Raw genomic sequence first — 291 nt, forward strand, 5'->3', positions numbered from 1 at the left:
GGTTTTCGGTTCGTTCCCGACCCTGTTGGTTTATTCGTCAGGTGGCAAGGGTGAGGGCGAGTTTGCCGAGGTGGCTTGTTCTGGTTCGGTCCAGGGGGTGGTGGTTCCAGTAGGCGTTGAGCCGGATCAGGTTGAGGGCGCAGGCGATGAAGACGTGTTGTAGCCGGGTTTTGTCGATGCCGCGGTAGCGGGCTCGGCGGATGCCGAGGTCGACGGCCTGGTCGATGGTTCCCTCGATGCCGGCGCGGGTGGCGTAGCGGGCCCGCCAGTGCTGGGTTTGCTGGACGGCGC

At 64.9% G+C, this 291-nt stretch carries 1 protein-coding gene; it reads right to left on the reverse strand.

Annotated elements, in window-relative coordinates; all coding sequences use genetic code 11:
- Nucleotides 1–37: 37 nt before the first annotated feature.
- The coding region (locus KGQ19_RS48985; protein WP_212022546.1) for a transposase at nt 38–291 on the reverse strand (254 nt) is incomplete at its 5' end.

The sequence above is a fragment of the Catenulispora pinistramenti genome (assembly GCF_018274385.1).
GTDB lineage: Bacteria > Actinomycetota > Actinomycetes > Streptomycetales > Catenulisporaceae > Catenulispora > Catenulispora pinistramenti.